The sequence below is a fragment of the Streptomyces sp. NPDC005485 genome (assembly GCF_040606085.1).
Lineage (GTDB): Bacteria > Actinomycetota > Actinomycetes > Streptomycetales > Streptomycetaceae > Streptomyces.
Genome location: NZ_JBEXDZ010000041.1, coordinates 43,574 through 62,112, shown reverse-complemented (window position 1 = coordinate 62,112; position 18,539 = coordinate 43,574). Strand labels below are relative to the sequence as shown.

Sequence of the window (18,539 nt, the reverse complement as noted above, 5' to 3'; positions counted from 1 at the left end):
TGCCGGTACGTCTTGCCCGTCGCCGCGTGGGCGTACTGCCCGGGGGTCACATCGGCGGAGCTTGGCTGGGGGCCGGCTACGCGACGGGCAGAGACGTACCGGCACGGACCCTTCCGTGCGTACTCGGCTGCGGGTGCGTGGGGGCGGTTGCCCACCCGGCAGCAGCGGCGGGTGGTGTGGCGCCGGGGGCTGGCGAAGCCTCGTCACTGCGGGCAATCGTGCCGCCAGGGGCGGCACGGGTGGGCGCAGCGGCGCCCCGTGAACGCCGGGTTGCGTGACCCACCCCCGGCCGGCACCCAAACCGGGTGACAAGGAAACAAGGGGTACCCGGGGTTTGCCCGCCCCGGAGGGTCAGGTGTGGTCCTGGGGTGGGCGGCGCCAGGTGGCGGTGGGCTGGTCCTCGGGGGGTGTCGTGGTGCCGGGCTCCGGCGGGGGAGCGCCGAGCGGGGGAGCCGTGGGCTCGGACGGCTCCGGCGGCAGGGGCTCACGCCGCCGCCCCCGCCCCCGCAGCAGCGCGGCAGCGACGAGCAGCAGCACACCGCCCCCGAAGGCCATCGCGACCCCCAGCCCCAGCCCGTCGCCGTCCGAGTCGACGCTGAGACTGCCCTCGGCCTGACCGACGCGGACCATCCACAGGACGGTGAAGCCGAGGACGATCACGCCGGCCAGGGCCACCAGCACCCGCGACTGGACCAGGACCCCGGCGAGCGTGATGACGCCCGCGATGACCAACGGCAGGAAGAGCGAGGCGAACAGCCCGGCCCGCACGTCGGTGACGCCGGACGAGGAGAACAGGTCGCCGAGGCGGTAGGAGCGCCCGTGACGGCCGTCGTACCAGGCACGGAAGGGGCTCCAGACGGCGGCCGTCGCTCCGACGAGCGCGAGTATCGATCCGAATACGTTTCGGGCCATACGTGGCCCTCCTCACGGCTCTCGCTCCCGACGCTACGCCCGGCGCGCCGTGTCCGCCACGTGGCGTCGAGCGCCCGGGGCGGGAGGGGGGCGCCGGTGGGGCGGGTCGCGTGTCGGGGCGTGGCCAACCGCCCGGCTCCGTAGGGGCGTTGGCGCGGACGGAGGGCGCTCGGAAAGCGCTGCTAGGGTGACGGTTCCCGGTCGGCGGATCTTGGAATTCGGGCCGGGTTCCTCTTTTCCCGTATGCGGTCCTTCCGCATGCGGTCATGACGATTTCAACGGGGGTTGAAACGTGAAGCTTCGCCATGTCCGTGCCATCGCCGTCTTCGGCGTCGCCGTGGTCGCGCTCACCGGAGCCCGCGGCTCGCACGGCGGCGGCTGCAGCAGCGGTTCGAGCCACTCCTCCAGCACCAGCGGGGGAACGAGCGGCGGCAGCCACTACGACGACGATGACGACGACAGCGGTTCGGCCTCCACCGGCACGACCGGGTCCACGGGCACCACGGGGAACTCCACCGGTTCCACCACCGGTACCGGCAAGGCCACCGACCCCGTCGACGACGTCAAGATCGAGACCTGCGTCTTCGACGAGTCGCGCGGCATCGTCGCCCACGTCAGAGCCACCAACAGCAGCGCGAGTACGACGTACACGTACAAGTTCTCCGTGACCTTCAGGGACCCGGCCGGAGCCACGGTGCGCACCAGCGCCTCCACCATCCCGTACGTCTCAGCGAGCAGCGAGGACACCCTCGACGTCGCCGCCTCCTACGTCCTCAAGGACGGCGAGACCGGCAGCGACACCGCCTGCGTCCTCAAGGGCGTCACCCGCACCCCCTAGCCCGGTCAGCGGGTCCTGAAAGCCGAGCGGCGGGCGGTGAAGAGTCCCGCCTGCCGCTCGCTGGGCAGATTGCCGAGCGCGATGAGGTGCGGCGCCTGCGCGAACGCGTGGGCGCGGGCCGCCTCCTTCGCCGCCCAGCAGGCCCGTACGGTGCCCTGCACGGCCTCCACCGGGTACGACGCGATCACGGCGGCACTGCGCACGGCTGCCTCGACCGCCTCCCCGGGCGCGGTCACCTCGGACACCAGGCCCACCTCGTACGCCCGCCGCGCCGAGATCCGCTCGGCGTTCCCCATCAGCGCCATCCGTGCCACCTCGCCGGGCGGCATCCGCTGCGCCAGGTAGATCGACTCGTACGCGCTGACCATGCCGTAGGTGGTGTGGGGGTCGAAGAACGTCGCGGACTCGTCCGCGACGACGAATTCCGCCTCGCCGATGAGGTAGAATGCGCCGCCGCACGCCATGCCGTTCACGGCGGCGACGACCGGTTTCCAGAGGTCGTTGGCCTTCGGGCCGATCGCGATGAGCGGATCGTCGATCATGTAGGGGGAGTTGGGCTGCGGCACGTCCGCGTCACGGTCGAGGCCGGTGCAGAAGGCGCGGGTGCCGGCGCCGGTGACGACGACGGCCCGCACCGAGTCGTCGAAGCGGAACTCCCGCCAGGCTGCGGCGAGTTCGGCGGCCGTGGTGAGGTCGATGGCGTTGAGCCTGGCGGGCCGGTCGAGGGTGAGGACGGCGACCCCGCTGTCCTTGTCGGCGGTCACACGGAGGCCGCCCGCATCGCTGGGGGTCGTCATGGGCGCTCCAGAACCCAGTGGGGCACGGTGACCCCGCCGATCTCGGCGAAGACCGCCTGCACGCGCGCTCCGATGCGCAGGCGTTCGGGGGGAACGGAGTTGAGGGGCGCTCCCGGCCCGCTGACCAGGTTCCCGACCAGCCGTATGCGCGGCGCCTCCGCCAGCTCCACCATGATCGCGTTGTACGGCGCCTGCGCGGCGTAGGCGGGGAGGAGGGGCGGGTGCGGGATGACGTACGACCAGATGCGGCCCCTGCCGCTCATCCTGCGCCACTCGCTCTCGAAGGAGTGGCAGTGCGGGCAGCAGGGCCGGGGCGGGAAGCGGAGTTCACCGCAGCCGGAGCAGGCCTGGACGCGGAGTTCGCCCGCGGCGGTGTACCGCCAGAAGGGGGCGCCGTCCTCGTCCACGACGGGTTCGAGCATCCGGATTCTCAACTCCTCAGCAGAAGGGCGGAGGTGGGGACTCCCTCGCCCGCGGTGACCAGGCAGGTCGTGGCGCCGGGGACCTGGGCGGTGCTCGTCCCGCGCAGTTGCTTCACGCCCTCGTTGATGAGGTTGAACCCGTGGACGTACGCCTCGGAGAGGCCGCCGCCACCGGTGTTGAGGGGCAGCCGTCCGCCGATCTCCAGCGCGCCCCCCTCGGTGAAGGCGGCGCCCTCGCCTCGTCCGCAGAAGCCGTAGCCCTCCAGGGAGAGCGGGATGAGGGGGGTGAAGGCGTCGTAGATCTGCGCGACGTCGACGTCGTCAGGGGTGAAGTCGGCGTGTTTCCACAGGTGCCGGGCGGCGGTCCAGGAGGGGCCGGTGAGGGGGTCGTCGTTCCAGTAGTTGACCATGCCGTGGTGCTGGGCGGGCAGGCCCTGGGCGGCGGAGTGGACGTAGACGGGCGTACGGCGGCAGTCCCGGGCGCGCTCGGCCGACACGATGACGCAGGCCAACGCCCCGTCCGTCTCAAGGCAGTTGTCGAAGAGGCAGAGGGGCTCGCTGATCCAGCGGGAGGTCATGTACATCTCGCGGGTCAGGGGGCGGTCGTACATGATCGCGGCGGGGTTCTGGTTGGCCCGGTTGCGGCAGGCGAGGGCGACGTTGAAGAGGTGGTCGCGGGTGGCGCCGTACTCGTGCATGTAGCGGCGCGCGAGCATGCCTATCTCGTCGGCGGGGCGCAGCAGCCCGAAGGGGCGTGTCCACTGGGCGGGCGTGGGGAGTTGGACGGTGGTGTTCTTCCACGGCCGGGGTCCGCTGCCCCGCTTGCGCGACCGCCAGGCGACGCCGACCGTGGCCTGCCCGGTGGCGATGGCGGCCGCGAGATGCGCGACGGTGGCGCAGGAACCGCCGCCGCCGAAGCCGACCTTGCTGAAGAAGGTGAGGTCGCCGACGCCGAGCGCCTTGGCCACCTCAACCTCGTCCGTCTCCTCCATCGTGTAGGAGGCCAGCGCGTCGACCTCGCTCGGCGCGATCCCGGCGTCGTCGAGTGCGGCGAGCACGGCACGGCAGGCCAACGTCTTCTCCGAGTCGACGAGTTGCTTGGCGAAGGGGGTCTGCCCGATGCCGACGACGGCCGTCGCGTCCTTGATTCCTGCCCCGGTCCCTGGCATGGGCACGCACCTCCTGGTGAAGTCCCGGAAGCTGACAGGGCGTCAGGCTACAGCTAATCTGACGGTCAGTCAGCTATGCGTGTTGGTAGGGAGGCCCGCCGTGCGCGGTGACGTTGTGTGGGGAAGCATTCCGGGACTGGTCCGCTCGGCGGCGGCACGCTTCGCGGACCGCGAAGCGGTCGTCGAGGGCCGCACCCGCCTTTCGTACGCGCAGTTGGGCGCCCGTGTCGAACGGGCAGCGGCGGCCTGCATGGCCAACGGGGTGCGGGCCGGTGACCGGGTGGGGATCTGGGCGCCCAACACCCTGGACTGGATCGTGTCCGCACTGGGTGCGGTGTCGGCGGGAGCCGTCCTCGTCCCGCTGAACACACGCTTCAAGGGCTCGGAGGCGGCGTACGTACTCTCGCGCAGCCGGGCGAAGCTGCTGTTCGTGACGGGAACCTTCCTCGGGACGTCGTACGTCGCCTCGCTGCGGCGGGCCTGCGCATCCGGCGGCGGCCGCGGCCCCCTGCCCGCTCTCCCGCACCTGGAGCAGGTGGTGGTCCTCGCGGACGACGCCCCCGCCGACTTCCGCACCTGGAAGGACTTCCTGGCGAGCGGGGACGGGGTGGGCGAGGCGCGGGTCCGGGAGCGGGAGGCGGAGATCTCGCCCTCGTCCCCCTCGGACATCATCTTCACCTCCGGCACGACGGGCCGCCCCAAGGGCGCGGTGATCACCCACGCGCAGACCCTGCGCGGCTACGAGATCTGGAGCGACCTGGCGGGCCTCAGACAGGGCGACCGCTACCTGATCGTGAACCCCTTCTTCCACACCTTCGGCTACAAGGCCGGCGTCATCGCCTGTCTGATGCGCGGCGCGACGATGGTCCCGCAGCCCGTCTTCAACATGGACACGGTGCTCGCGAACATCGCCTCCGAACGCATCTCGGTCCTCCCGGGCCCGCCCACCCTGCACCAGTCGCTGCTGGACCACCCCTCCCGGGAGGCGTACGACCTGTCGGCGCTGCGGCTGGTGGTGACGGGGGCGGCCGTGGTGCCCCTGCGCCTGGTCGAGCGCCTTCGGACGGAGCTCAGGATCGACACCGTACTCACCGCGTACGGCCTCTCCGAGGCGAGCGGCATCGTCACGATGTGCCGTCGCGGCGACGCACCCTCGGTGATCTCCTCGACCTCGGGCCGGGCGATCCCGGGCACGGAGGTCCGCGTGGTGGACTCCACCGGCACCGCACTCGCCCCCGGCGCGCCCGGTGAGGTCCTCGTCCGCGGCTTCAACGTCATGCGGGGCTACTTCGAGGACGCGGAGGGCACGGCGGCCGTCGTTACGGACGACGGCTGGCTGCGCACGGGCGACGTCGGTGTCCTGGACGCCGAGGGCAACCTCCGTATCACCGACCGCATCAAGGACATGTTCATCGTGGGCGGCTTCAACGCGTACCCGGCGGAGATAGAGCAACTGCTCGGCCTGCACCCGGACGTGGCGGACGTGGCGGTGATCGGGGTCCCGGACGGTCGGCTGGGTGAGGTCGGCAAGGCGTACGTGGTCCGCCGCCCGGAGTCCGTCCTGACGGGCGACGACCTCATCGCCTGGTCCCGCCGCGAAATGGCGAACTACAAGGTGCCGAGGGAGGTCGAGTTCGTCCGGGAACTGCCCCGGAACGCGAGCGGGAAGGTGGTCAAGGGGGAGCTGCGGGGGCGGTGACCCGGAGGGCTCGCGGACGCGCTACGGCCGCGTCGGCCAGAGCAGTGCCTGAGCGACGATGACGTTCTCACCGTCGAAGGTGACAGCCGGGCCTTCGTGCAACTCGTAGCCCAGGCCGATCATTTCGCTCACACGACGGCAGAACGAGGCGTCGTCCGGGCCGGTCAGAACGCGGTAGACGGGCAGTCCGTCCGGTGGTGTGCTCATGAGGGAAAGGGTCTCAGACAGACGGGGGCGGGAGGGGAGCCCGCGGTCGTTCACGGCATCCCGGTGGCTGCCTGAGCGAGGGCGGCGCGGATTTCCTCGATCATCTTCGCCGGGCGGTGGAAGACGTCCGTGGCGGTGCAGCGGAGGAGGAGGCGGACCTCGGGGCACTGGAGGACCTGGTTGAAACGGGCGATGTCGTCGCGGTGTGCGGCGCGGGTGCCGTGGTAGGCGTAGCCCTCGATCTCCACGGCCAGCCCTTGCGCCCGGAAGAGGAAGTCCAGGAAGCGGCGGCGGCCGTCGGGGGTTCGGAGTTCCGCCTGGCTCTCGGGGTGCAGGCCCGCGTCGTGCATGCGGAGGCGGGCGATGGTTTCGGCGGGGGAGCCGGCGTGGGGGTCGGCGAGGTGAAGGTGGCCGCGGGCGGCGGCTCCTCCCCGGCGAGGAGCTTCGAGTGCGGCGGCCAGGTCGGTGAGGCGGAGGAGCGGGGCGCGGCGTACGCCGGCGACGGTGCGGCGGGAGAGCGCGGAGTCGACGGCCACCAGGGCTTCGTCGCGGGGCTCCGTACGGAGGAGGTCGACGAGGGTGCGGCTGGGGATGGTGAGGCGCAGGCCCCAGCGGGTCACCGCCTCCCTGGGGGCGAGGGAGGCGCGGTGTACGCGTACGGTGCTTCCCCTCTTCCGGTCCCGACGGGTGGCGAGCTCCGGGTCTGTGAAGACCAGCGACTCGGTGCCGGGCGAGCCGAGCGTTTCGATCCGCCAGAGCGCGGCCGCCGTCCGGTGACTCGCGACGAGCTCGGGCTTCCGCAGCTGCGCCGCGCGGACCCGGTCGAAGAGGGTGACGTCCCGCCCCGGCTCGGCCCAGGCGCCGGGCGTGATCCGGGTCCAGCCCTCGGCGGCGAGGGCGCGCAGGAGGGAACGCGGCGTCCACCCGGCCTCCAGCGCCCGGCAGGTAAGCAGCACCCCACCACTCTGCACCAGCCCGCGCAACGCCTCCCCCCTCGTCATCCCCCCACCCTCCCGCACCCCCACCCGCCCCCGCCCCGCCTGTGCATAACCCGGCCGTGCTGTGGCCGTGCAGGAGTGAAGTGGAAGCTTTCGGCGGCAAAACTGCAGGATAAGGTGCCGAATTCCTCCAGTTACACCTTGCGGAGCAAGGGTGATCGGGGCCCGGAGGGGCGGGCGGGCATGCCTCGGCCGCGGTGGCTCCCCCTCCGCGCCACCGCGGCCGATCCCCGTCGGGATGGAGGTCTACTTGTTGTCCAGGTCCAGGGCCGGCGGGACGGGCGCGTGGCTGTCCATCGTGGTGACGGTGTCTCCGCTGGGCGGCGCGGGTGCGTGGCTGTCCATCGTCTTGATGGAGTCCTCGCCGGGCACAGGCGCGTGGCTGTCGTCCGTGGTCGCGATGAGGTTCGCGGGCGGGACAGGCGCGTGGCTGTCGAGAGTGGTGATGTCCTTGTTCTTCTCGGCATCGCTCATGGCTGAGTACTCCCATGGGATTGAAGGTCTGCTGTCGAGAACGCCCGTTCGGCGACTCCCCCGAGGGCCGCCGAACGGGCGTTCCAAGGCCGCTCACCATATCTGTGGGGCCAGTGCCGATCCGTCTGCCCCCCGACGCGACGGGTCGATGTACCGAGAGTGGCAGCAGCCCATAAACGTTCGATGAACGCCGCCCGGTGCCGCCTCAGGCCCCCGGTCTCAGGTCCGCGCCTCAGGCCGCCGCGATGGGTGTCAGAAGGCTGCGCAACTCGTCGGCTTCCGGAGCCCCCGCCGCCTCGTGGATGGACAGCGCCTCGTTCCAGCAGGCTCGTGCACGGTCCACCTGGCCGAGGCCGTTGAGGGACCTGCCCAGGAGGGTGAGGACGTTCGCACGCATCCAGTCCCCGCCGATGATGCCCGTGCTGAGCGCCTGTTCGGCGTGCTGGGCCGCCTGTGCGGGCCTGCGGGAGGACAGGTGAACCTGGGCGATGCGGAAGTGAGTCGTCCCCTCCCAGAGGCGCTGCCGGTTCTCGACGAAAATCGTGAGCGACTCCGTCAGCTGTTCCAGTGCCTCCGTGGCACGCCCCGCGTGCCCGAGGGCGATCCCCAGGGCGTACCGGGCGTTGGCGAGCCGCACGGTCAGGCCCAACTCGTCGTAGATGGCGATGCCTTGCTGGACGAGTTCGATCCCCGTCATGGTGCGGTCCATGGAGACGAGCACGCGTGAGAGGTTGCACAGGGCGCTGGCCTCGCCGGGACGGTTGTCGTCGGCGCGGAAGGCGTCGATCGCCTTGAGGAGGTGCGCTTCGCCCGCGGCGGGCTCGTTCTTGCAGATGGCGATGATGCCGAGTTCGTTGGGCGCGTTCCCGCTGGTCCAGGGGTCGTCCGCCGCGAGGCCGAGAGCGGTGGCCCGTTCGGCCTCTTCGGTGGCCTCGTCGAAACGGCCGGCAGTGCTCAGCACTTGGGTGAGCGTGACCCGAGCACGTCCCGCCGCCTGTGCGTCGCCCAGAGCGTCCGCCGCATCACGCGCGGCACGGGCGGCAGCCTCGTAGCTCAGCGAGCTGGCGCCGGACTCCGCCAGGTCCTTGGACGCCAGCAGGAGGTCGACGCCGCGCCGCAACGTGCCCTCCCCCAGCGACTGTTGCACGCAGGCCAGAATGCAGGCCGCCTCCGAATGCAGCCAGTCGAGGGCCTTTCCGTCGTCGCCGAACTCCTGGCCCGCCTGCTCGGTCACCTCAAGGTGATCCACGGTCCGGTCCCCGGGGCGCTCGATGGCGTACACCCGTGCCGCGGTGGCCAGATAGAAGTCCAGCAGCCTGGACATCGCCGCATACCGCTCGCTGGGCGGCTGCTCGTCCCTCTCCGCACAAGCACGCGCGTAGAGCCGTACCAGGTCGTGGTAGCGGTAGCGGCCGGGAGCCGCGGACTCCACGAGTGACGTGTCGACGAGGGACTCCAGCAGGTCCTCCGTCTCCTCGGACCCCAGGTCCAGTACGGCTGCGGCCGCGGCCAGTGAGATGTCGGGACCATCCGCCAGCCCCAGCAGCCGAAAAGCGCGAGCCTGCGCCGGCTCCAGCTGTCCGTACCCCAGCTCGAAGGTGGCCTTGACCGCCAGGTCCCCGGCCTGGAGTTCGTCCAGCCGGCGTCGCTCGTCGGCGAGTTTCGCGGCGAGTACCGAGACCGTCCACGTCCTGCGCGCGGCCAGTCGAGAGGCGGCGATCCGGATGGCCAGGGGGAGGAACCCACACGCCGCCACGACGTCCAGCGCGGCTTCCCGCTCCGAAGCGACCCGTTCCGCGCCCACGATCTTCGTGAAGAGCTGCAGGGCCTCCTCGGGGGACATGACGTCCAGGTCGACGAGGTGGGCGCCGGCCAGGTCCACCATCCGTACCCGCGAGGTGACCAGGGCGGCGCACCCCTCCGTCCCCGGCAGCAACGGCCTCACCTGGGCCGCGTCCCGGGCGTTGTCGAGGAGGACCAGCACGCGCCGTCCGTCGAGGACCGACCGGTACAGGCCCGCCCGCTCCTCCAGCGTGTCCGGGATCGCCGAGTCCGCGGTCCCCAGAGCCCGCAGGAACGCGCCCAGCACGGTTTCCGGCTCCGCCGCCCGCGCGCCGGCGCCCTGGAGGTCCACGTACAACTGCCCGTCCGGGAAGGCGGCCCGCGTCTGGTGGGCCACGTGCACGGCGAGGGTCGTCTTCCCCACGCCTCCGATGCCGGCCAGGGCCGAGACCGCCATCACGCTGCCCTCGGCGGTGGACGCGGAGGCGAGGACGTCGCTCAGTTCGGAGACGAAGGACGCCCGGCCGGTGAAGTCGGTGACGGTGGCGGGGAGTTGGGCGGGGCGGACGGGGGCCGCGGCGGGCTCGGCGGCGGGCGCCGAGGGTTCCGCGAGTGCCGGGTCCGCCTGGAGGATGCGCTGCTGAAGGTCGCGCAGGCCCGCGCGGGGGTCGACGCCCAGCTCCTCCGCGAGCAGGCGCCGCGTGTCGGCGTACACCGCCAGTGCCTCCGCCTGCCGCCCGCTGCGGTACAGCGCGAGCATCAGCAGCTCGCGCAGGCGCTCCTGCAGCGGGTGTGCCGCGGTGAGGGCCGTCAGTTCGGAGACGGCCTCCGCGTGGCAGCCCTGCTCAAGGTCCATGTCGAGGCGGGATTCGAGGAGTTGGAGACGCCACTCCTCAAGGCGTGTGCGCTGGGTTTCGGCGTACGGGCCGGGGACGGAGGCCAGGGGCTCGCCGTCCCACAGGCTCAGAGCCTTGTTCAGCAGGGCTCGCGCGTGGCAGAGGTCTCCGGCGTTGCGGGCCTTCTCCGCGTCCGCCGCGAGTTCCTGGGCGAGGGCCAGGTCCAGGGCGCCGTCGCCCAGTGAGCGGATGGCGTAGCCGCCGGACTCGCTGGCCAGGACGCCGGGGTCCAGCACCTTCCGCAGCCGGGAGGCGTACGTACGGACCGCGGCCAGTGCCTGGGAGGGAGGGTCCTCGCCCCACAGGGCGTCGATCAGCTCGGACGCGGTGGCCGTGCGGCCCTCGCGGAGCAGGAGGGCGGCCAGCAGGGCACGTTGCTGCGGGGACCCGGTGGGCAGGGACTCCGCCCCGCGCCAGGCGCGCACGGGGCCGAGCACGCCGAAGCGCAGTGCCGGCGCCGGTCCCTCGGCATGCTGCGGCTCCGGTACCCACTGCTCCGGTACACGCGGCACACCGTCCATCGCTGCCCCCTGCCGAACCCGCCGAACCTGCCGACCCTGCCGAACGTCATGACAAGGAAGCCAGTTTGCCTTGTTCATGGCGGATACGTCAGCCGTGGGAGACAGCGATCACAGGTGGGCGCATGGGACATCACAAGGTCCTCACACGGTCTTCTCACATGTTCGCGCAGAGTCGCACATATCCAGGGGTCCTCCCTGGACGGTGGACAGAGAGCTGACGGACCGTCAGTTCGGCGCTACCGTGGCCCGTATGGAGACCACGGAGAGCACGGAGACCCCTCAGGCGCCCCTGGCGACCTTCCCGAAGATCATCTCGGTCGACGACCACACGGTGGAGCCCCCTGACGTCTGGCAGGCCCGGCTCCCGAAGAAATACCTGGATGTCGGCCCCCGCATCGTCCGTGCCCCGCTGAAGGAGATGACGTTCCTCGGCGGCAAGTTCGCGCCGATCATGGGCAGTCCGGGTGAGGACGGGCCCATCGGCGACTGGTGGGTGTACGAGGACCTGCACCGGCCGCTCACCCGGCTCGACACCGCCGTCGGCTACTCCCGTGATGAGATCAAGCTCGAAGTCATCACGTACGAGCAGATGCGTCCGGGTTCGTACGACGTTGCGCAGCGTCTCGACGACATGGACGTCAACCATGTCCAGTCCGCCCTCTGCTTCCCGACCTTCCCGCGCTTCTGCGGCCAGACCTTCACCGAGGCAAAGGACCGTGAGCTGGGACTTCTCGGTGTCCGCGCCTACAACGACTGGATGGTGGAGGAGTGGTGCGGGCCGGCCGCGCGGGGGCGGCTGATACCTCTCACCCTCATTCCGCTCTGGGACGCCGAACTTGCGGCGGAAGAAGTACGGCGCAATGCCGCCCGTGGCGTACGCGCTGTCGCCTTCTCCGAGATCCCGCCCCACCTAGGGCTGCCCTCCGTCCACACCGACGACTGGGACCCCTTCCTCGCCGCCTGCGACGAGACCGGCACCGTCATCGCCATGCACATCGGCTCCAGCAGCCGCATGCCGTCGACGTCCGCCGACGCGCCGCCCGCCGTCGGCTCCACCATCACCTTCGCCAACTGCTGCTTCTCGATGGTGGACTGGCTGATGAGCGGGAAGTTCGAGCGCTTCCCGAACCTCAAGGTGATGTACGCGGAGGGGCAGATCGGCTGGATCCCCTACATCCTTGAGCGCGCCGACGTGGTGTGGGAGGAGAACCGCGGCTGGGGCGGGGTCGCCGACAAGGTCCACCGGCCGCCGTCCGAGCTCTTCGCCGACCATGTGTACGGCTGCTTCTTCGACGACGCCTTCGGGTTGAAGAACCTGGACGCCATCGGGGTCGGCAACGTCCTGTACGAGACGGACTATCCGCACTCCGACTCCACCTGGCCGGAGTCCCGGCAGGTCGGCGAGGCCCAGATGGGGCACCTGTCGGCGGACGTGGTCGACCGGATCGTGCGGCGCAACGCCATCGAGCTGCTTCAGCTGTCGGCGGACGGCCTCTGGACCCCCTGAGGGATCCTCGTTCATGCCATACCCTCCCACCCCTTGTCTGACGGCCCGTCAGCTACGACCATGGCGGCGACAGCCACCGTTTGACGGACCGTCAGCTGAAAGGTGTGTGGTCCCATGCAGGTGCTGCCCGAAGGGCGACTGGCCTACGGCATGCAGCTCCCGGTGCAGTCGCAGAGCACCATCTACGCGGAGGCGTGGGAGGCCGGCGCCGGACCGGACGACCTCGTCGAGATCGCCCGGGCCGCCGACCGCAGCGGCTTCGCGTACCTCGCGGGCTGCGACCACGTCGCCATTCCGCGCCGTCTCGCGGGCGCCATGAGCACCATCTGGTACGACCCGATCGCCACCCTCGCCTTCCTGGCGGGAGTCACGCGGCATGTCCGTCTCCTCAGCCATGTCGCCGTCGTCGGTCTGCGGCACCCGCTGCTCACCGCGAAGCAGTACGCGACCCTCGACCACCTCTCCGGCGGGCGGCTGATCCTCGGGGTCGGGGCCGGGCACGTACAGGAGGAGTTCGAGGTGCTGGGGGTGGACTTCGAGCGGCGGGGGGCCGTCCTCGACGAGTCCCTCGACGCGCTCAGGGCCGCACTCGGTCCGGATGAATACCCGGTCCACCACGGGAAGTTGTACGACTTCGAGGGGCTCGGGCAGCGGCCCCGGCCGGCGCAGGAGCGCGTGCCCCTGTGGGTGGGCGGGTCCTCGCCCGCCGCCGTGCGCCGGGCCGCCGTCCGGGGTGACGGCTGGCTGCCGCAGGGGGATCCGCGGGACCGGCTGCCGGCCCAGATCGGCCGGATCAGGGAACTGCGCGCACAGTCCGCCGTCCAGGGCCCCTTCGTCATCGGCGCGATCACCGAGCCGCTGTACGTGGGCGAGCCGGCGTGGGACGTGGGCCGCCGCACCCTCACCGGGCGCCCCGACGCTCTCGCCGAGTCGCTGCGGGCGTACCGCGCGATGGGCGTGGACCAGATCCAGGTGCGGTTCCGCAGCCGCGGCCGTAGCGAACTCATCGACCAGATCACCGCGTTCGGGGCCGAGGTCGCCCCCTGTCTCGACTGAGGAGTGGACATGGGCAAGCTGGACGGTCGCGTCGTCATCGTCACCGGCGCCGCGCGGGGACAGGGTGAGCAGGAGGCCAGGCTCTTCGCCGCGGAGGGGGCCAAGGTCGTCGTCGCCGACGTGCTCGACGACCAGGCGGAGGCGCTCGCCAAGGAGCTGGGGGCGCTGCACGTCCGTCTCGACGTGGGCAAGGAGGCGGACTGGACTGCCGCCGTGGCCGCGACGAAGGAGGCGTACGGCCGGATCGACGGGCTGGTGAACAACGCCGGGATCCTGCGCTTCAACTCCCTCGTGGACACCCCTCTCGACGAGTTCATGCAGGTCGTGCAGGTGAACCAGGTCGGCTGCTTCCTCGGCATCAAGGCGGTCGCGGGGGAGATCGCGGCGGCCGGCGGGGGCACGATCGTGAACACCGCCTCGTACACCGCGATGACCGGGATGGCGGCCGTCGGCTCGTACGCGGCGACCAAGCACGCCATCCTCGGGCTCACCCGGGTCGCCGCCATGGAGCTGGCCGCTCAGGGGATACGCGTCAACGCGATGTGTCCGGGCGCCATCGACACCGCGATGTCCAACCCGTCCCTGCTGGACCCGGACGCGGACGCGGAGGAGATGGCGAGGGCCATCGACGGTCTGTACCGCAAGCTCGTGCCGATGGGGCGGATCGGCAGGCCGGACGAGGTGGCGAAACTCGCGCTGTTCCTGACGTCGGACGACTCCTCGTACATCACCGGTCAGCCGTTTGTGATCGACGGGGGCTGGCTCGCCGGCGTCGCGGTCATCTGACTGGCCGTCAACTATTGACGGTCCAGGCGGCCGGTGCCACAGTCGGCGGCAGATGAATCTGACGGTACGTCAGAAAACTCGGCCACATGATCACTGGGGACGGTGAACCTCCTTGGAATTCGGGCTCTTTGTACAGGGATACGTGGGCAAACGCGCCGAGACCGACCCGCTCGCGGAGCACAAGGCGCTGATGGAGGAGACCGAGTACGTCATCCAGGCGGACAAGTCCGGCTTCAAGTACGCCTGGGCGTCCGAGCACCACTTCCTGGAGGAGTACTCGCACCTCTCGGCGAACGACGTCTTCCTCGGCTACCTCGCCCACGCGACCGACCGCATCCACCTCGGCTCCGGGATCTTCAACCCGCTCGCCCAGGTCAACCACCCGGTGAAGGTCGCCGAGAAAGTCGCCATGCTCGACCATCTCACCGAGAACCGCTTCGAGTTCGGCAGCGGGCGCGGGGCCGGCAGCCACGAGATCCTCGGCTTCCTGCCCGGTATCACCGACATGAACTACACGAAGGAAATCTGGGAAGAGACCATCGCCGAGTTCCCGAAGATGTGGCTCCAGGAGGAGTACCCCGGGTTCCAGGGCAAGCACTGGCAGCTCCCGCCGAGGAAGATCCTCCCCAAGCCGTACGGTAAGTCGCATCCGGCGATGTGGTACGCCGCCGGGTCCCCGCCCTCGTACGCGATGGCCGCCCGCAAGGGCCTCGGCGTGCTCGGCTTCAGCGTGCAGAAGGTCGCCGACATGGAGTGGGTGCTCCAGCAGTACAAGACGGCGGTCGTGAACGCCGAACCCATCGGGGACTTCGTCAACGACAACGTGATGGTGACGACCACCGCCATCTGCGCGCCCACGCACGACGAGGCGATCCGGATCGCGGTCAGCGGCGGCCTGCACTACCTGCCCTCGCTCGTCTTCCGCTACCACGACACCTTCCCGCGCCCCGAGGGCTTCCCCGTCTGGCCCGAGACGCTGCCCGAGTACACCCCCGAGTTCGTCGAACTCCTCATCGAGGAAGAGCTGTTGATCTGCGGCGATCCCGACGAGGTGCTCACCCAGTGCAAGCGCTGGGAGCAGGCGGGCGCGGACCAGCTCAGCTTCGGGCTGCCGGTCGGCGTCCCGAAGGAGGAGACCCTCCAGACGATCCGGCTGCTCGGCGAGCACGTCATCCCGAAGATCGACACGGACCCGGTGCACCGCACGACCCGGTTCCGCCAAGCGGCCCAGGGCTAGGGGGGCGCGCCATGCTCGACCACGTCATCAAGGGTGCCACCGTCGTGGACGGGACCGGCGCGCCCGCGTACACCGCGGATGTGGGGATACGGGGCGGCCGTATCGCCGCGATCGGCGACGTGGGTGAGGAGGAGGCGAGGACGAGTGAGGACGCGCGCGGCCTCGTCCTCGCCCCCGGCTTCGTCGACCCGCACACCCACTACGACGCCCAGCTGTTCTGGGACCCGTACGCCACCCCGTCCCTCAACCACGGCGTCACCACGGTCGCGGGCGGCAACTGCGGCTTCACCCTTGCCCCGTTGAACCCGGACCGCCCCGCCGACGCCGACTACACGCGCCGCATGATGTCCAAGGTCGAGGGCATGTCCCTGATCGCCCTGGAGGAGGGCGCGCCCTGGAGCTGGCACTCCTTCGGCGACTATCTGGACGCCCTGGAGGGGCGGATCGCGGTCAACGCGGGCTTCATGGTGGGGCATTGCGCGCTGCGACGGTACGTCATGGGGGCGGACGCGGTGGGCGGACAGCCGACGCCGGAGCAGTTGCGGCGGATGCTGTCGCTGCTGCACGACGCGATGGACGCGGGCGCCTGGGGGCTGTCCACCACCCAGTCGTCCACGCACTCCGACGGCGACGGTAAGCCGGTCGCGTCCCGGCACGCCGGTCCGGCCGAACTCCTCGCCCTGTCCCAGGCGGTGGGGGAGCACGAGGGCACCCAGATCGAGGCCATCGTCGCCGGTTGCCTCGATCAGTTCAGCGACGAGGAGATCGACCTTCTCGTGGACATGAGCGCGACCGCCGGGCGCCCCCTGAACTGGAACGTGCTGACCATCGACGCCTCCGTCCCCGAACGCGTGCCGCGCCAGCTGCTGGCAAGTGAGCGCGCCCGCAAGGCCGGTGGCCGTGTCATCGCCCTCACCATGCCGATCCTCACGCCCATGAACATGTCGCTCGGCACGTTCTGCGCGCTGAACCTGATCCCCGGCTGGGGTCCCGTTCTCGGCCTGCCCGTCCCCGAGCGGATCGCGAAACTCCGCGACGCCGACGTACGCGCCGAGATGCTGCGGCGCGCCGTCAGCAAGGAAGCGGGCGTCTTCCGGCGGCTCGCGAACTTCGGGCGCTACGTCGTCGGGGACACCTACAGCGAGGCCAACGCGGGCCTGACCGGGCGCGTGGTGAAGGACATCGCCGCCGAGCGCGGCCAGGACCCCTTCCACTGTCTGGTCGAGATCTGCGCGGCCGACGACCTGCGTACGGTGCTGTGGCCGATGCCCACCGACAACGACCCCGACTCCTGGGCCCTGCGCGCCGAGACCTGGCGCCATGAGGACGTGATGCTCGGCGGCTCGGACGCGGGCGCCCATCTGGACCGCATGTGCGGGGCCCCGTACACCACCCGTTTCCTGGGCGACTGCCTGCGCGGCCGGAAGCTGATGGGTCTGGAGCAGGCGGTGCGGATGCTGACGGACGACCCGGCGCAGCTCTTCGGACTGCGGGAGCGGGGGCGTGTGCAGGAGGGCTTCCATGCGGACCTCGTCCTCTTCGACCCGGAACGGATCGACGCCGGCAAGGCCACCCTGGTGCACGACCTGCCGGGAGACAGTCCGCGGCTGGACTCGAAGGCGATCGGCATAACCGCGGTGTGGGTCAACGGGGTCGAGGCGATACGCGGTGACGTCGTCACGGGCGCCGTACCGGGCAAGGTGCTCCGCTCCGGGCGGGACACGCGGTCGGTGACCACCAGGTGAGTCACGGACCGCGGGCGGAGGCCAAGTGATGGACAGGCAACGGCTGTTCATAGGCGGGGCGTGGGTCGAGCCGGACGGCGGGCACTACGAGGTGATCGACCCGGCCACCGAGGCGATCGTCGGGCGGGCGCCGGAGGCCTCGCGGGATCAGGTGCACGCGGCCACGGCCGCGGCCCGCGAGGCCTTCGAGACCTGGTCGCGCACCCCGGCCGAGGAGCGCGCCGCCGTCCTGGACCGGACGGCGGAGATCATCCAGCGCAATTTCCTCTCCTACGCCGACCTCGCCCAGGCCGAGAGCGGGGCGACGACGGGGACGGCGCGCGGGATGCAGGTCGGCGTGGGTGCGGCCCGCTTCCGGCGGTACGCGCGTGTGGAGCCCGTGGAGCAGGCCCTGCCCCCGCAGATCAACGAAGCGGGGCCCTTCGGCAGGGCGGCCGTCATGGGCGCGCTCGCCGTACGCCGGCCCGTCGGCGTCGTCACCTGCATCACCTCGTACAACAACCCCTGGGCGAACCCGGCAGGCAAGATCGCGCCCGCGCTGGCCATGGGCAACACGGTGGTCGTGAAACCGGCCCCGCAGGACCCGCTCTCCGTCTACCGGATGGCGGAGGCCCTGGAGGCGGCGGGGGCGCCGCCGGGCGTCGTGAACGTCGTCAGCGGCTCGCGTGCCGAGGTCGGCGAGGCGGCGGTCGACTCGCCCGACGTCGACATGGTCAGCTTCACCGGATCGACCGCCGTCGGGCAGCGCATCGCAGAGGTGTGCGGACGCCACATGAAACGGCAGTTGATGGAGCTGGGCGGCAAGGGCGCCGCGGTCGTGTTCGACGACGCGGATGTCGGGTCCGCGGTGTCGGGCATCGGCACGACGTTCTCCTTCTACAGCGGGCAGATCTGCACGGCACCGACGCGGGTGCTGGCGCAGAGGGGTGTGTACGACCGCCTTGTCGAGCAACTCGCCGCCTACGCCGGTCACTTGAAGGTGGGCGATCCGCGCGAGCAGGGCACGGTCGTCGGGCCGGTCATCTCGGCGGCGCACCGGGACCGGGTGGAGTCGTACGTCGAACTGGGCCGGAAAGAGGGCGCGCGGGTCGCCGCGGGCGGCGAACGACCGCCGTCCGATCACGGTTTCTACGTCTCCCCGACCCTCCTCGCCGACTGCACCCCCGACATGCGGGTGGTCCGCGAGGAGATCTTCGGCCCGGTCGTCGTCGTCCTCCCCTTCGACGAGGAGGGGGAGGCCATCGCCCTCGCCAACGACTCCGACTACGGCCTCATCGACTACGTCTGGTCCGGCGACGTCGCCCGCGCCTTCCGCGTCGCAGGCCGGCTGCGCGCCGGAGGCGTCGGCATCAACACCGTCGGCCGCAACATGGAGGCCCCGTTCGGCGGCTTCAAGAAGAGCGGGGTCGGGCGCGACGTGGGGTCGTACGCGCTGCACGCGTACAGCGAGGTGCAGGCGCTCGTGTGGCCGGGGTGAGGGAGCTGCTCCTCGC

At 71.0% G+C, this 18,539-nt stretch carries 16 protein-coding genes; 8 read left to right on the top strand and 8 right to left on the bottom strand.

The annotated features are described in order from the left end of the window. Positions 1-351: 351 nt before the first annotated feature. Positions 352-912: a hypothetical protein gene (locus tag ABZS97_RS16660; RefSeq protein WP_356138280.1), complete on the bottom strand. Its 561-nt coding sequence runs from the start codon at positions 910-912 to the stop codon at positions 352-354. A gap of 292 nt (positions 913-1,204) precedes the next feature. On the opposite strand from ABZS97_RS16660, the gene ABZS97_RS16655 reads away from it, so the two are divergent. Beyond that, a complete protein-coding gene (locus ABZS97_RS16655; RefSeq protein WP_356138278.1) occupies positions 1,205-1,750 on the top strand; it encodes a hypothetical protein in 546 nt (181 codons plus the stop codon). Between the two features lie 5 nt (positions 1,751-1,755). Here the strand turns inward: ABZS97_RS16655 and ABZS97_RS16650 are convergent, their stop codons facing one another. Genes ABZS97_RS16650 through ABZS97_RS16640 form a run of 3 tightly spaced genes read right to left on the bottom strand, consistent with a single transcriptional unit; the run spans position 1,756 to position 4,138 of the window. Beyond that, positions 1,756-2,547: an enoyl-CoA hydratase/isomerase family protein gene (locus ABZS97_RS16650; protein WP_356138276.1), complete on the bottom strand. Its 792-nt coding sequence runs from the start codon at positions 2,545-2,547 to the stop codon at positions 1,756-1,758. Continuing rightward, a complete protein-coding gene (locus ABZS97_RS16645; protein WP_356138274.1) occupies positions 2,544-2,969 on the bottom strand; it encodes an OB-fold domain-containing protein in 426 nt (141 codons plus the stop codon). Before ABZS97_RS16645 ends, ABZS97_RS16650 begins: the two co-directional genes overlap by 4 nt. Positions 2,970-2,977: 8 nt before the next feature. Then, positions 2,978-4,138, bottom strand: coding sequence for a lipid-transfer protein (locus ABZS97_RS16640; protein ID WP_356138271.1), 1,161 nt, complete (start codon positions 4,136-4,138; stop codon positions 2,978-2,980). Positions 4,139-4,238: 100 nt separating this feature from the next. Between ABZS97_RS16640 and ABZS97_RS16635 the strand changes: the two genes are divergently transcribed. Then, on the top strand, positions 4,239-5,837 hold the full coding sequence (locus ABZS97_RS16635) for a FadD3 family acyl-CoA ligase (RefSeq protein WP_356138269.1): 1,599 nt from the start codon (positions 4,239-4,241) through the stop codon (positions 5,835-5,837). A 21-nt stretch (positions 5,838-5,858) separates the two neighbouring features. On the opposite strand, the gene ABZS97_RS16630 is transcribed toward ABZS97_RS16635, so the two are convergent. The 4 genes from ABZS97_RS16630 to ABZS97_RS16615 form a co-directional block, all read right to left on the bottom strand. Then, positions 5,859-6,044, bottom strand: coding sequence for a DUF1737 domain-containing protein (locus ABZS97_RS16630; protein WP_356138267.1), 186 nt, complete (start codon positions 6,042-6,044; stop codon positions 5,859-5,861). Positions 6,045-6,094: 50 nt separating this feature from the next. After that, a complete protein-coding gene (locus ABZS97_RS16625) occupies positions 6,095-7,045 on the bottom strand; it encodes a hypothetical protein (protein WP_356138265.1) in 951 nt (316 codons plus the stop codon). A 243-nt stretch (positions 7,046-7,288) separates the two neighbouring features. After that, positions 7,289-7,516: a sigma-like protein gene (locus ABZS97_RS16620; RefSeq protein WP_356138263.1), complete on the bottom strand. Its 228-nt coding sequence runs from the start codon at positions 7,514-7,516 to the stop codon at positions 7,289-7,291. Between the two features lie 232 nt (positions 7,517-7,748). Continuing rightward, on the bottom strand, positions 7,749-10,715 hold the full coding sequence (locus ABZS97_RS16615) for a BTAD domain-containing putative transcriptional regulator (protein WP_356138261.1): 2,967 nt from the start codon (positions 10,713-10,715) through the stop codon (positions 7,749-7,751). A 250-nt stretch (positions 10,716-10,965) separates the two neighbouring features. On the opposite strand from ABZS97_RS16615, the gene ABZS97_RS16610 reads away from it, so the two are divergent. The 6 genes from ABZS97_RS16610 (at position 10,966) to ABZS97_RS16585 (ending at position 18,523) form a co-directional block, all read left to right on the top strand. Then, complete coding sequence (locus ABZS97_RS16610; protein ID WP_356138259.1) at positions 10,966-12,222, top strand: amidohydrolase family protein; 1,257 nt, start codon at positions 10,966-10,968, stop codon at positions 12,220-12,222. 114 nt (positions 12,223-12,336) lie between these two features. Further along, a complete protein-coding gene (locus ABZS97_RS16605) occupies positions 12,337-13,278 on the top strand; it encodes an LLM class F420-dependent oxidoreductase (RefSeq protein WP_356138256.1) in 942 nt (313 codons plus the stop codon). 9 nt (positions 13,279-13,287) lie between these two features. Further along, the gene (locus ABZS97_RS16600; protein ID WP_356138254.1) at positions 13,288-14,064 is read left to right on the top strand and encodes a glucose 1-dehydrogenase; all 777 of its coding nucleotides are present in this window, start codon (positions 13,288-13,290) and stop codon (positions 14,062-14,064) included. Between the two features lie 112 nt (positions 14,065-14,176). Continuing rightward, positions 14,177-15,301 (top strand): LLM class flavin-dependent oxidoreductase, encoded by a 1,125-nt coding sequence (locus ABZS97_RS16595; protein ID WP_356138252.1) that lies wholly within the window; start codon positions 14,177-14,179, stop codon positions 15,299-15,301. Between the two features lie 11 nt (positions 15,302-15,312). Next, positions 15,313-17,046, top strand: a complete 1,734-nt coding sequence (locus ABZS97_RS16590; RefSeq protein WP_356138250.1) for a D-aminoacylase — start codon at positions 15,313-15,315, stop codon at positions 17,044-17,046. A 28-nt stretch (positions 17,047-17,074) separates the two neighbouring features. After that, positions 17,075-18,523 carry an aldehyde dehydrogenase family protein gene (locus tag ABZS97_RS16585; protein WP_356138248.1) on the top strand — a complete coding sequence of 483 codons (1,449 nt, stop codon included), beginning with the start codon at positions 17,075-17,077 and terminating at the stop codon, positions 18,521-18,523. The last annotated feature ends 16 nt before the right edge of the window (positions 18,524-18,539 follow it).